The 13,818-nt window shown below is 57.9% G+C and carries 12 protein-coding genes; 10 read left to right on the top strand and 2 right to left on the bottom strand.

Annotated features, from left to right (window positions below):
- The first annotated feature begins 186 nt into the window (after window positions 1-186).
- From QRN48_RS09845 to QRN48_RS09820, 6 genes are all read left to right on the top strand, one after another.
- Window positions 187-1,569, top strand: coding sequence for an OprD family porin (locus QRN48_RS09845; RefSeq protein WP_191944049.1), 1,383 nt, complete (start codon window positions 187-189; stop codon window positions 1,567-1,569).
- Window positions 1,570-1,711: 142 nt separating this feature from the next.
- Complete coding sequence (locus QRN48_RS09840) at window positions 1,712-2,350, top strand: peroxiredoxin (protein ID WP_285350297.1); 639 nt, start codon at window positions 1,712-1,714, stop codon at window positions 2,348-2,350.
- A gap of 391 nt (window positions 2,351-2,741) precedes the next feature.
- Window positions 2,742-3,707, top strand: a complete 966-nt coding sequence (locus QRN48_RS09835) for a sulfonate ABC transporter substrate-binding protein (RefSeq protein WP_285350295.1) — start codon at window positions 2,742-2,744, stop codon at window positions 3,705-3,707.
- 26 nt (window positions 3,708-3,733) lie between these two features.
- Complete coding sequence (ssuC, locus tag QRN48_RS09830; RefSeq protein WP_285350294.1) at window positions 3,734-4,522, top strand: aliphatic sulfonate ABC transporter permease SsuC; 789 nt, start codon at window positions 3,734-3,736, stop codon at window positions 4,520-4,522.
- On the top strand, window positions 4,519-5,328 hold the full coding sequence (ssuB, locus tag QRN48_RS09825; protein WP_037016235.1) for an aliphatic sulfonates ABC transporter ATP-binding protein: 810 nt from the start codon (window positions 4,519-4,521) through the stop codon (window positions 5,326-5,328). Before ssuC ends, ssuB begins: the two co-directional genes overlap by 4 nt.
- 51 nt (window positions 5,329-5,379) lie before the next feature.
- Window positions 5,380-5,595, top strand: coding sequence for a TOBE domain-containing protein (locus QRN48_RS09820; RefSeq protein ID WP_037016233.1), 216 nt, complete (start codon window positions 5,380-5,382; stop codon window positions 5,593-5,595).
- A gap of 1,160 nt (window positions 5,596-6,755) precedes the next feature.
- On the opposite strand, the gene QRN48_RS09815 is transcribed toward QRN48_RS09820, so the two are convergent.
- Together QRN48_RS09815 and QRN48_RS09810 are read right to left on the bottom strand one after the other, a co-directional pair.
- Window positions 6,756-7,394 (bottom strand): TetR/AcrR family transcriptional regulator, encoded by a 639-nt coding sequence (locus QRN48_RS09815; protein WP_191944045.1) that lies wholly within the window; start codon window positions 7,392-7,394, stop codon window positions 6,756-6,758.
- Between the two features lie 248 nt (window positions 7,395-7,642).
- On the bottom strand, window positions 7,643-9,019 hold the full coding sequence (locus tag QRN48_RS09810) for a glutamine synthetase family protein (RefSeq protein ID WP_037016229.1): 1,377 nt from the start codon (window positions 9,017-9,019) through the stop codon (window positions 7,643-7,645).
- A 276-nt stretch (window positions 9,020-9,295) separates the two neighbouring features.
- Between QRN48_RS09810 and QRN48_RS09805 the strand changes: the two genes are divergently transcribed.
- The 4 genes from QRN48_RS09805 to QRN48_RS09790 all read left to right on the top strand — a co-directional run bounded on the left by QRN48_RS09805 (window position 9,296) and on the right by QRN48_RS09790 (window position 13,644).
- Window positions 9,296-9,604, top strand: a complete 309-nt coding sequence (locus QRN48_RS09805) for a hypothetical protein (RefSeq protein ID WP_191944044.1) — start codon at window positions 9,296-9,298, stop codon at window positions 9,602-9,604.
- A gap of 66 nt (window positions 9,605-9,670) precedes the next feature.
- Window positions 9,671-11,029, top strand: coding sequence for a glutamine synthetase family protein (locus QRN48_RS09800; RefSeq protein WP_037016227.1), 1,359 nt, complete (start codon window positions 9,671-9,673; stop codon window positions 11,027-11,029).
- A gap of 80 nt (window positions 11,030-11,109) precedes the next feature.
- Window positions 11,110-12,474 (top strand): aspartate aminotransferase family protein, encoded by a 1,365-nt coding sequence (locus QRN48_RS09795; protein WP_285350291.1) that lies wholly within the window; start codon window positions 11,110-11,112, stop codon window positions 12,472-12,474.
- A 72-nt stretch (window positions 12,475-12,546) separates the two neighbouring features.
- Complete coding sequence (locus QRN48_RS09790) at window positions 12,547-13,644, top strand: polyamine ABC transporter substrate-binding protein (protein WP_037016222.1); 1,098 nt, start codon at window positions 12,547-12,549, stop codon at window positions 13,642-13,644.
- Window positions 13,645-13,818 lie beyond the last annotated feature (174 nt).

The following is a 13,818-nucleotide window of genomic DNA, read 5'->3' as shown; positions in this document are numbered from 1 at the left end:
AACAAGTCTTTTTAGGTTTAAAGGATTTACCTTACCTTGCAGCCAGCTGTTACGCGGTCTAGTCAATTAGTCTTGGGGCCATTGACTCGCCGAGTCAGGTCCGGCGCTAATCGCGCATCCTCGGTTTTGAGCCTTAGGCTCTAGCCCGGGAACTACAAAAATTAGATTCATGAGGAGCGATACACAATGAAGAAGTCCACCCTGGCCTTGGCCGTATACGCAGGTGTCTTGGCCACTCAGGCTGGTGCAGCTGGTTTCCTGGATGACAGCAAAGCGACACTCAGTTCTCGTACTCTGTATTTCGAACAAGATCCTCGCGAAAACCCGGCTACCGGTAAAGCCCAGGATCAGCGTCAGACCGCCCAGGGGTTCCTGTTCAACTTCATCTCGGGGTACACCCCGGGCACCGTGGGCTTCGGTCTTGACGTTCAAGGCATGTACGGCATCAACCTGGGCGGTGGTATCGACAATCGCAACCCTAACGGCAGTACGGCAAACACCGTTTCGCCTACCACCTCCGACGGTACGCCAGTCGCTGACTGGGCCCGCGCTGGTGCCAACGCCAAGGTCAAGATTTCAAAGACCGAGCTTAAAATCGGTAACGCTCTGCAGCCAAACCTGCCAATCCTCGTCTCGAACGATGGCCGTCTGCTGCCGCAAACATTTGAAGGTGGCATCGTCACTTCCAAAGAACTGGACGGCCTGACCCTGACCGCCGGTAAACTGACCCAAGCAGCAGGCCGTGCCTCCAGCAACTACGCTGATATGTCCCTGGCCGGTGGTTATAAAGGCTCCAACAACTTCCAGTTTGCTGGCGGCGACTACAAAGTCACCAAAGACCTGACCGTCCAGTATTACTACGCCAACCTGGAAGACTACTATAAGCAGCACTTCCTGGGCCTGGTTCACATTCTGCCGATCGCGGAAGACCAGTCGTTCAAAACCGACCTGCGTTATTTCCACAGCACCTCTGATGGCAAGAACGGCCATCAGGAAGTGAACAACGGTTACCGCTTCGCCAACGGCTACAGTAAAGATGGCCAGGGCGAAGTTGATAACGACACCTGGACTGCCATGTTCACCTACACCCTGGGTGGCAACGCATTCCTGTTGGGTTACCAGTCGGTAAGTGACGACGGCGGTATGCCAGTCATGAGCAACGGCAACGTTACCCGCAACAACGCCTCCAATGGTCGTAACGAAGGCGAGGGCGGTAACAGCGTTTACCTGTTCACCGACAGTATGATCACCAACTTCACCCGTGCTGGTGAGAAGACTCGCTTCGGCCAGTACTCTTACGACTTCGCACGCTTGGGCGTCCCTGGTCTGAAGGCTGCCGTTGCTTACCTGAAAGGCGATCAGATCCGTCTGCAGAACGCGGCCTTGGGTCGTGGCTCGGAGTGGGAACGCGACATGCGTATCGACTACGTGTTTCAGGACGGTTTCATGAAGGGCTTCGGTGTGACTCTGCGTCGCGCCAACCTGCGCTCTGACTCCGATCTGTACGCTAGCCAGCAAGATACCGACCAGACTCGTCTGGTCCTCAACTACACCTACGCCTTCAAATAAGCGTGATGTGTTGAAAAGAGCCCCGCTTCGGCGGGGCTTTTTTATGCCTTAAACAACGTAATTCAGCACCAATCGTTCCTTTTGTTTTCAGATGCCCAGATGCACAGTAAACCGATGACTCACCACCAAGGAGCACGACTGTATGGGCCTTAAACTCGGCGACATCGCCCCCGACTTCGAGCAGGATTCCAGCGAGGGACCTATCAGGTTTCACGAGTGGCTGGATGGCAAATGGGGTGTCTTGTTCTCGCACCCTGCGGATTTCACCCCGGTGTGCACCACTGAGCTGGGCTTCACCGCAAAGCTCAAGGACGAATTCGACAAGCGCAACGTCAAGGCAATTGCCCTGTCCGTAGACTCGGCCGAGTCCCACACCAAGTGGATCGGCGACATCAACTCGACACAAAACACCCTCGTCAACTTCCCGATCCTGGCGGATGAAGATCGCAAGGTCTCAGAGCTCTACGACCTCATCCACCCTAATGCCAGCGAGACGCTGACTGTGCGTTCGCTGTTCGTGATTGACCCGAACAAAAAGGTGCGTCTGACCATCACCTATCCGGCCAGCACGGGCCGTAACTTCCACGAAATTCTGCGGGTGATCGATTCGTTGCAGCTGACCGACAACTATAAGGTCGCAACGCCAGCAAACTGGAAGGACGGTGAAGACGTGGTAATCGTGCCGTCGATAAAAGACGAAGCAGAGATCAAGGAACGCTTTCCTAAAGGCTATACCGCCGTCACGCCGTATCTGCGCCTGACCCCTCAACCGAATCGCTGATACTCGCGCTTTGCGCATCGCATGAGGGCCGATTTGTCGGCCCTTTTTTTTGAGCTGCTCTGTTCGATTATCCGCGTATATCCGAAGCGTCTGAACGGCCCGCCACCTGTAGGAGCGCGCTTGCCCGCGATAGCGGTCCACCCGTGACATCAAACTTCCTGACACGATGCCTTCGCGGGCAAGCGCGCTCCTACAGAAAAGCTACCCCTACCTTTTCATATATTCTATTTGGTGCTAAACAAATGAATAAATATGATTTTAGAGAATAAACATCCCCTGTTATGTTCTCTCAGTCCTGGCGAGATCGCCGGCAATGAATCCCGTCTCACCTTACTGGTCCGCCATCGGACGAGCAGGTGCCACCTGTTAGCTACAAGCAAAGGAGCGTGCCATGCGCACCGTTATTTTGCGTCGAGGCCTGGTCGCTCTGTTTGCTGCGGCAGTCTCCTTCGGCGTACTCAATCAGGCCCAGGCCGATACGTTGCGCATCGGTTATCAGAAGTACGGCACGCTGGTGTTACTCAAGGCCAAAGGGTCGCTTGAGAAAAAACTCGCTGATCAGGGCGTGCAAGTTCAGTGGACTGAATTTCCGGGCGGCCCGCAGTTGCTCGAAGGCCTGAACGTGGGCTCGATCGACTTCGGCGTGACCGGTGAAACCCCGCCCGTATTTGCTCAGGCCGCTGGCGCAGATCTGCTGTATGTAGCCTCCGAGCCGCCGGCGCCGACCAGTGAAGCGATTCTGGTGCCCAAGGATTCGCCGCTCACCTCCGTCAAAGATCTCAAAGGCAAGAAGGTCGTCCTCAACAAAGGCTCCAACGTTCACTACCTGCTGGTGCGCGCATTGGAAGACGCCGGCCTTAAATACACCGACATCCAGACCGTATTCCTGCCGCCCGCCGATGCCCGTGCAGCGTTTGAACGCGGCAGCGTCGATGCCTGGGTGATTTGGGACCCTTACCAGGCCGCCGCCGAGCAGCAATTGCAGGCGCGAACCCTGCGAGACGGTAAAGGCATCGTCGACAACAACCAGTTTTACCTCGCCACCAAGCCTTATGCGCAGCAGCATCCCAAGGTCATCCAGACCCTGGTTGAAGAAGTGCGCGCTGTCGGCGAATGGTCCAAAGCCAACCCGGAGGAGGTGACCAAACAGGTCGCGCCCCTGCTTGGCCTCTCGGAAGACATCACGCGTACTTCGGTAAAGCGTCAGGGCTACGGCGCTTTGTTTATCACCCCCGAGACGGTCGCCGCACAGCAGAAAATCGCTGACACGTTTTACCAGCTCAAGCTGATCCCTAAACCGTTGCGCATCGCTGATGTGATCTGGACGCCACCTGCTGCTGTTGCGAAAGCGCAGTAAGCCCGGCATTGGAAGGAGACAACTCCATGAGCGTAGAAACAATCACCCACAGACTGGCGCCCTGGCTGCTACCGGTCCTGTTGTTGGCGATATGGCAACTGGCAGTCAGCGCTGGCTGGCTCTCGACCCGCATTCTGCCCGCCCCGAGCGCTGTGATTGAAGCCGGCGTGTCGCTGGTGCGCAGCGGTGAAATCTGGACCCACCTGGCAATCAGTGGCTGGCGCGCAGGGATCGGTTTTGCCATCGGCGGTGGGATCGGCTTGGCTCTGGGCTTTATCACCGGGCTGTCGAAATGGGGCGAACGCCTGCTCGACAGCTCCGTGCAGATGATCCGTAACGTGCCCCATCTGGCGCTGATTCCGCTGGTCATCCTGTGGTTCGGCATCGACGAAACCGCCAAGGTGTTTCTCGTCGCGCTGGGCACGCTGTTTCCGATTTACCTGAACACGTATCACGGTATTCGCAACATCGATCCGGCGCTGGTGGAAATGTCCCGCAGCTATGGCTTGAGCGGCTTCGGGTTGTTCTGGCATGTGATCCTGCCAGGTGCGATGCCTTCGATTCTGGTGGGCGTGCGCTTTGCGCTGGGGTTCATGTGGCTGACGCTGATCGTCGCAGAAACCATCTCGGCCAGCTCCGGTATCGGCTATCTGGCGATGAACGCCCGGGAGTTTCTGCAGACCGACGTCGTGGTGCTGGCGATCGTGCTCTATGCCGTTCTCGGCAAACTGGCAGACCTCGCGGCGCGCGGTCTGGAACGGGTCTGCCTGCGGTGGCACCCGGCGTATCAAGTGGCAAAAGGTGGCGCCCAATGAGCAATCTCCAACAACCGGCAAACCTGTTGCGCGGGATTCCCTTGCAGGTTCGCAAACTGAAAAAAACCTTTGGCTCGCGGGAGGTGTTGAAAGACATCGATCTGCACATCCCGGCCGGCCAATTCGTGGCGGTCGTGGGCCGAAGCGGCTGCGGCAAGAGCACCTTGCTGCGCCTGCTGGCAGGGCTTGATCTGCCGTCGAGTGGTCAGCTGCTGGCAGGCAACGGGGCGTTGGCTGATGCGCGGGAGGACACGCGCCTGATGTTTCAGGAAGCGCGTCTGCTGCCCTGGAAAAAGATCATCGATAACGTCGGGTTGGGGCTCAGCGGCGACTGGCGCGGCAAAGCGCTTGAAGCGCTGGAGGCGGTAGGTCTGGCCGAGCGCGCCAATGAGTGGCCGGCGGCGCTGTCGGGTGGACAGAAGCAGCGTGTGGCGCTGGCCCGCGCGCTCATTCATCAGCCGCGCCTGTTGTTGCTCGACGAACCCCTCGGTGCGCTGGACGCTCTGACCCGAATTGAAATGCAGCAACTGATCGAAAATCTGTGGCGCAAGCACGGTTTCACCGTGTTGCTGGTGACCCACGACGTCAGTGAAGCCGTGGCCATTGCCGACCGGGTTTTGCTGATTGAAGAGGGACGCATCGGCCTTGATCTGCAGGTTGATCTGGCCCGTCCAAGGGCGCGTGGCTCCTATCAGCTCGCTGCGCTGGAAACCGAAGTGCTCAACCGCGTGTTGTCCCTGCCAGGCAACCCCCCCGAACCCGAACCGACTTCACCGCTGCCCACGCAATTGCGATGGGCCAACTAACTCCGCAGGGCAATTTTGCTCCCGGACTGATCTTTCAAAGGAAGCCTTACCATGACTATCAAAGCGATCAACGTGCGTAACCAGTTCAAAGGCACCATCAAGGAAATCGTTACGGGCGACGTACTGTCCGAAATCGACGTGCAGACCGCCTCGGGCGTTGTCACCTCCGTGATCACCACCCGCTCCGTCAAAGAGCTGGAACTGGTGGTCGGCAGCGAAGTGATCGCGTTCGTGAAATCCACCGAGGTGTCGATCGCCAAGTTGTGATCGGTCCTGAATGGCAAGCGCCCCCTGTACAGGAGCGCGCTTGCCCGCGAATGCAGAATGTCAGCCACTAATCATTTGGCTGACCCACCGCAATCGCGGGCAAGCGCGCTCCTACATTTTGGTCTCCGTCCAGACCTCAGCTCCGCGTCGCCTTCAGGGCTCTGCTGGTCGGAACCTGAATCAGGGCGTCCGCAAAACTGATCCTGGTGGAGCCCGAAATGTTCAACCTGTAGGAGCCGGCTTGCTGGCGAACGCGGTGTGTCAATCGCCATCGACATCTCTGACCCGCTGCCTTCGCCAGCAAGCCGGCTCCTACGGACCCAGATCAGCCGCAGCATTTGGATGACACAGATCCATTGTAGGAGCGCGCTTGCCCGCGAATGCAGTGTGTCAGCCACTGAACATGTGGCTGACACACCGCAATCGCGGGCAAGCGCGCTCCTACATTTTGAGCTCCGTCCAGACCTCAGCTCCGCGTCGCCTTCAGGGCTCTGCTGGTCGGAACCTGAATCAGGGCGTCCGCAAAACTGATCCTGGTGGAGCCCGAAATGTTCAACCTGTGGGAGCCGGCTTGCTGGCGAACGCGGTGTGTCAATCGCCATCGACATCTCTGACCCGCTGCCTTCGCCAGCAAGCCGGCTCCTACGGACCCAGATCAGCCGCAGCATTTGGATGACACAGATCCATTGGAGGAGCGCGCTTGCCCGCGAATGTAGCGTGTCAGCCACTGACCATATGGCTGACCCACTGCAATCGCGGGCAAGCGCGCTCCTACATTTTGATCTCCGTCCAGACCTCAGTTCCGCGTCGCCTTCAAAATTGACCAGATCGAGGCCTGAATACGGGGCGTCTACAAAAACTGATCCTGGTGGAGCCCGAAATGTTCAACCTGTAGGAGCCGGCTTGCTGGCGAACGCGGTGTGTCAGTCGCCATCGATATCTCTGACCCGCTGCCTTCGCCAGCAAGCCGGCTCCTACGGACCCAGATCAGTCGCAGCATTTTTGGATGACACGGTTCCATTGTAGGAGCGCGCTTGCCCGCGAATGCAGGGTGTCAGCCACTGACCATTTGGCTGACCCACCGCAATCGCGGGCAAGCGCTCCTGCATTTGATCTACGTCCAGACCGCTCCACGGTTTATGGAGCGTGGATGTGACTGGCTATGGCTGCTGCGTGCGCTTGGGCAGATAGGGCGGCAGGTACAAGCCCAGGTAGGCATCGAACACGCGCATGCCTTCTTCGGCCATGCGCTCGGTGATTTCATCATGCAGCTGTACCGAGCGGGCGTAGACCCGGTCGGCCAGTTCGATGGCCAGGGCGAAGACGTCGACGTCGTCCGGCAGGGTGGGCAATTGGAAGTGTCGGGCGAACAGCGCATGCAGCAGCTTCCCCAACTCAATGTCATGTTGGCGATCGGCCTGAGTCACTTCAGTCAGCCCGTGTTGGGCGAGGATCAATTGCTGGGCAGCAACGTCTTCCCTGTAGATCGCCAGCATGCGGGCTTCGACCAGCATGGACAGATCAGGCCATCTGTTGAGACGTTCATGATCAATGGGCTGCTGCAGGCTCTCGCGAAAGGCTTCATGGACGTCGGCAGTAAGCGCTTCAAGCAACGCCGGCACGCTGGCAAAAAAGTGATAAACCGAAGAGGGCGGAATGCCCGCGCGTTCGGCAACGCTGTAGATAGAAAGGCTGGCCACGCCGTCCGCAGCCAGGAGCGCGCGCGCGGCATCAAGGATCGAATCGATGCGTGCCTGGCTGCGTGCGCGTGGTTTACGAGGAGGGGCGAGGCGGGTCATCGGTGCTCTCTTGATCGGGGCCGCGAGCATTCTACAGTGACAGCCGACACATTGCCTTCGCGAGCAAGCTCACTCCCACCAAGGTAGCGGCGGGCTCGATGGCCAGGGACTGCGCCACTTCCGATGATCCCGCCGCGCTCTGCGGCTCGACAGCCTCTGCGATTCGTCAGCCCTTCAAACGAAAACGCCACCGGTTCTTCCGAAGCGGTGGCGTTTTTCATAGCTCTGACAACTAGGTCAGGCAGGCATCAAACCGTGTGCAGATACCAGTTGTACTCAAGGTCGGAGATGGAGTGCTCGAACTCTTCCAGCTCACTTTCCTTGCACGCAACGAAGATATCGATGTACTTGGGATCGATGTACTTGGCCATGACTTCGCTGTCGTCCAACTCGCGCAGGGCATCGCGCAGGTTGTTCGGCAGGCTCTGCTCGTTCTGCTCGTAGGAGTTGCCTTCCACGGGCGGGCCGGGCTCGATCTTGTTGGTCAAGCCGTGGTGAATGCCCGCCAATACCGATGCCATCAACAAGTACGGGTTGGCATCTGCGCCGGCAACCCGATGCTCGATACGCACCGAATCTGCTGTTCCAGTCGGAACCCGCACGGCAACAGTCCGGTTATCCAGACCCCAGCACGGAGAGTTCGGAACATAGAACTGGGCACCAAACCTGCGATACGAATTGACGTTCGGGCAAAGGAACGCCATCTGCGCGGGTAGGGTCTCGAGCACACCGCCGATCGCATGACGTAATGCGGCGTTCTGCTCGGGATCCTCGCTGGTGAAGATATTTTTGCCATCGCGATCAAGGATCGAAATGTGAACATGCAGACCGTTGCCCGCCTGGCCCGGATAAGGCTTTGCCATGAAGGTGGTGTCCATCTCATGGTCGTAGGCGATATTTTTGATCAGGCGCTTGAGCAGCACTGCGTAATCGCAGGCTTTGAGCGCATCGGCAGTATGGTGTAGGTTGACTTCGAACTGCGCCGGAGCGCTTTCTTTAACAATCGCGTCAGCCGGGATGCCTTGTTCTTTGGCGCCTTCCAGAATGTCCTGAAGGCAGTCGACGTACTCGTCCAGATCGTCGATCAGGTAGACCTGAGTCGAGTGCGGGCGTTTGCCGGAGATGGGCGAGCGTGGAGGCTGCGGACGACCGTTCACGTTTTCCTGATCGATCAGGTAAAACTCGAGTTCGAATGCAGCGCAGATGGTCAGACCCATCTCGTCGAACTTGCTGACAACCTGACGCAGCACTTCACGAGGATCGGCGAAGAAGGGCGTGCCTTCCAGCTCGTGCATGGTCATCAAAAGTTGTGCGGTAGGACGCTTCTGCCAGGGCTCATTGCAGAGAGTGTCGGGGATCGGATAACAGATTCGGTCAGCATCGCCGATGTCCAGACCCAGGCCGGTGCTTTCCACCGTCGAGCCGTTGATATCCAGTGCGAATAGAGAAGCTGGGAGGTTGATGCCTTTCTCGTAAACCTTATGAAGGCTGGTGCGTTCGATGCGCTTGCCGCGCACCACTCCATTCATATCTGCAATCAGAAGGTCAACGTATAGAACCTCAGGATGTTCCTTAAGGAACGCGTTCGCTTCGTTGAGCTGAACGGCACGCGGGGGTACCGACATGATGCAACACCTTTGTTGTTGAAAATATCAATCATCGAGCATTACGGGTTTCAGTCAATCCGAAAGGCCAGACGAAGTCAAGGAGCCATGATTTGCCCTAAAAGGGCGCCAAAGAGCCATTTTTGCCGCACTTTAGGGCAAATGTTGTGCGCTGGAACACTCGCAAACTGCGGGCTTGAGCAGGGCGTGTTTTATTTTTTACGGGCGTGTTGTGGAAAAAAATGAACAACGCTAAGCTCGATTGCAACCCATAACAGCAATAATACCGGGGGTCTCATGTTTCGCCTTCCGCTGATCGGCTTCACCGCCTGCACTCAGCACATCGGGCTCCCGCGCTCCACGTCCAAGCCTTTCACTGTTGCGGCCCAGCTCGGGCGCCGGATGCTGTTCATGTTCCTGCGCAACATCCCGTCACCTTACTCTTTAACCGCGCAGCGGTTCCAGCAGGCGCGCCTCTTGCTTCGGCCGTTATTCGGCTGTCCAGAATTTTTACCGCATGCGAAGTGGCACCTGATGCGTGACCGCGACTATCTTTCAGTCTTCCGGGCAATTGGCAATGCCGGGCCGAGGCCTGCAACACCCTGATGCCAGCGTTTCAAAGAACGCCTGACCGCCATGACGGCGACCAGGAATCAAAACCCTGAGGTATTTATGAGTACCAACCTCGACCAGCTCACCGATTGGTTGAAAGAACACAGGATTACCGAAGTCGAATGCATGATCGCCGACCTCACCGGCATCACGCGGGGCAAGATCTCACCGACCAACAAGTTCATTGCTGAAAAGGGCATGCGCTTACCGGAAAGCGTACTGCTCCAGACCGTGACCGGCGATTACGTCGAAGACGACATCTACTACGAATTGCTGGACCCTGCAGACATCGACATGTTCTGCCGCCCAGACCAGAGCGCGGTGTTTCTGGTGCCCTGGGCCATCGAGCCGACCGCGCAGGTGATTCACGACACCTACGACAAGCAAGGCAATCCTATCGAGCTGTCGCCGCGCAACGTCCTCAAGAAAGTGCTCAAGCTCTACGCCGATCAAGGCTGGCAGCCTATCGTAGCGCCGGAGATGGAGTTCTACCTGACCAAGCGCAGCGACGACCCCGACTATCCGTTGCAGCCGCCAGTAGGCCGCTCCGGTCGCCCGGAAACCGGGCGTCAGTCTTTCTCCATTGAAGCCGCCAACGAATTCGACCCGTTGTTCGAAGACGTCTATGACTGGTGCGAGCTGCAGAACCTGGACCTCGACACGCTGATTCACGAGGACGGCACTGCGCAGATGGAGATCAACTTCCGTCACGGCGACGCGCTGTCGCTGGCGGATCAGATTCTGGTGTTCAAACGCACCATGCGCGAAGCCGCGCTCAAGCACGATGTGGCCGCGACCTTCATGGCCAAGCCCATGACCGGCGAGCCCGGCAGCGCAATGCACCTGCACCAGAGCATCATCGACATCGAGACCGGCAAGAACATCTTCTCCAACGAAGACGGCACGATGAGCCAGCTGTTCCTGCAGCACATCGGTGGCTTGCAGAAGCTGATTCCCGAGCTGCTGCCGTTGTTTGCCCCCAACGTGAACTCGTTCCGCCGCTTCCTGCCTGATACATCCGCACCGGTCAACGTGGAGTGGGGCGAGGAAAACCGCACCGTTGGCTTGCGCGTGCCGGATGCCGGCCCGCAGAACCGTCGCGTGGAAAACCGCCTGCCCGGCGCCGATGCCAACCCTTACCTGGCCATTGCCGCCAGCCTGTTGTGCGGCTTCATCGGCATGGTCGAAGGTTTGAACCCCAGTGCTCCCGTGGTCGGCCGTGGTTACGAGCGACGCAACCTGCGCTTGCCGTTGACCATCGAAGACGCGCTCGAGCGCATGGAAAACAGCAAGACGGTCGAAAAGTACCTCGGCAAGAAATTCATCACCGGCTACGTCGCGGTCAAGCGCGCCGAGCACGAAAACTTCAAGCGTGTGATCAGTTCGTGGGAGCGGGAATTCCTGCTATTTGCCGTCTGACTCCCGGGGCACCGTCAGAGCCGAGCGAATTCCAAGCGGATCGACGGCGCCCCACACGCGATATTTCTATGGAGTGATTCATGAGTTCCAACAACCCGCAAACCCTCGAATGGCAAGCGCTCAGCAGTGATCATCACCTGGCGCCGTTCAGCGATTTCAAACAGCTCAAAGAAAAAGGCCCGCGCATCATCACCAAGGCCAAGGGCGTTTATCTCTGGGACAGCGAAGGCAACAAGATCCTCGACGGTATGGCCGGCTTGTGGTGTGTCGCCATCGGCTATGGCCGTGAAGAGCTGGCGGACGCTGCCAGCAAGCAGATGCGTGAATTGCCCTATTACAACCTGTTCTTCCAGACCGCTCACCCGCCGGCACTTCAGTTGGCCAAAGCCATTTCCGACATCGCCCCGGAAGGCATGAACCACGTGTTCTTTACCGGTTCAGGCTCCGAAGGCAACGACACGGTGCTGCGTCTGGTTCGTCACTACTGGGCGATCAAGGGACAACCGAGCAAGAAAGTCATCATCAGTCGCGTTAACGGTTACCACGGCTCAACCGTCGCTGGCGCGAGCCTGGGCGGCATGACCTACATGCACGAGCAAGGCGACTTGCCCATTCCCGGCATCGTCCACATTCCGCAGCCTTACTGGTTCGGTGAAGGCGGGGACATGACCCCCGACGAGTTTGGCGTGTGGGCAGCCGAGCAACTGGAGAAGAAGATTCTCGAACTGGGCGTCGAAAACGTGGGCGCGTTCATCGCCGAGCCGATTCAAGGCGCGGGTGGCGTGATCGTTCCGCCTGACACTTACTGGCCGAAGATCAAGGACATCCTCGCCAGGTACGGCATCCTTTTCGTCGCCGATGAAGTGATCTGTGGTTTTGGTCGTACCGGCGAGTGGTTTGGCAGCGATTTCTACGACCTCAAGCCGGACCTGATGACCATTGCCAAGGGCCTGACCTCGGGCTATATCCCCATGGGCGGCGTCATCGTGCGCGACGAAGTGGTCAAGGTGCTGAACGAAGGCGGCGATTTCAACCACGGCTTTACCTACTCCGGCCACCCGGTGGCGGCAGCGGTTGGGCTGGAAAACATCCGCATCCTGAGTGAAGAAAAGATCGTCGAGCGGGTGAAATCCGAAACGGCACCCTATTTGCAAAAGCGTCTGCGCGAGCTGAGCGATCACCCGCTGGTGGGTGAAGTGCGGGGCGTCGGCATGCTGGGCGCGATCGAACTGGTGAAGGACAAGACCACTCGTGAACGCTATGCCGGCCGAGGCGCAGGCATGATTTGCCGCACTTTCTGCTTCAATAACGGCCTGATCATGCGGGCCGTGGGCGATACCATGATTATCTCGCCGCCGCTGGTGATCACGTTCGCCGAGATCGACGAGTTGGTCGAAAAAGCACGCAAGTGCCTTGATCTGACGCTTGAGGCATTGCAAGGCTGAATTTTTATCGGGAAATTGCCAGACTGTCCGCCGTCTTGACGCCGCTTACGTAAAAACACTGGAGCCGTACGAATGAAGAAATTTGGCAAAACCCTTCTGGCCTTGTCCCTCATGGGTGCAGCGGCCGCCGCCGCACATGCCGATGACAAGGTTCTGCACGTCTATAACTGGTCCGATTACATCGCACCGAACACCATCGCCGACTTCGAGAAAGAGTCGGGCATCAAAGTGGTGTACGACGTGTTCGACAGCAACGAGACTCTCGAAGCGAAGTTGCTGGCGGGTAAATCGGGTTACGACATCGTCGTTCCGTCGAACAACTTCCTGGCCAAGCAGATCAAGGCCGGCGTGTACCAGGAACTGGACAAGTCCAAACTGCCAAATTACAAAAACCTCGATCCTGCTCTGTTGAAAGCCGTGTCCATCAGCGACCCGGAGAACAAGCACGCCTTCCCGTACATGTGGGGCTCGATCGGCATCGGCTTCAACGCCGAAAAGGTCAAAGCTGCACTCGGCGCTGACGCACCGGTGAACTCCTGGGACCTGCTTTTCAAGCCTGAAAACGCTGCCAAGCTGAAAGGCTGCGGTATCAGCTTCCTCGACTCGCCCACCGAAATGCTGCCGGTGGCGCTGCATTATCTGGGGCTGCCAACCGATACTCAGAAGAAGGAAGACATTCAGAAGGCCGAGGATCTGTTCAAGAAGATCCGTCCTTCGATCACCTACTTCCACTCGTCCAAGTACATCTCGGACCTGGCCAACGGCAACGTCTGCGTAGCCGTGGGCTATTCGGGTGACATCTACCAGGCCAAGGCACGCGCCGAAGAGGCGGGCGGCAAGGTCAAAGTCAGCTACAACATTCCGAAAGAAGGTGCAGGCAGCTTCTACGACATGGTCGCCATCCCGAAAGATGCTGAAAACGTCGAAGGCGCCTACAAGTTCATGAACTTTATCCTGCAACCCAAGGTAATGGCCGAGATCACCAACTCCGTTCACTTCCCGAACGGCAACAAGGCTGCGACCGAGTTCGTCGACAAGGACATCACGTCTGACCCGGGCGTGTACCCGCCGGCAGACGTCCTGGCCAAGCTGTACGCGATCGCCGATTTGCCTGCGGCCACTCAGCGCTTGATGACCCGCAGCTGGACCAACATCAAGTCGGGTAAATAAGCCTGACCGGGTGGGGCGCATGCCCCGCCCAAACTGTAGGAGTGAGCTTGCTCGCGAATGCGTTCTGCCTGAGCCGGATGCAGGACTGACACACCGCGTTCACGAGCAAGCTCACTCCCACACACCCGCGTCACAAAAAGTTTTTTTGCGAGAAGGGTTTATCGAAGGTAAGTT

The organism is Pseudomonas sp. ME-P-057 (assembly GCF_030208975.1).
Classification (GTDB): Bacteria; Pseudomonadota; Gammaproteobacteria; order Pseudomonadales; family Pseudomonadaceae; genus Aquipseudomonas; species Aquipseudomonas lutea.
Note: the sequence above shows the minus strand (reverse complement) of the source record. Positions and strands in the feature narration are given on the sequence as shown.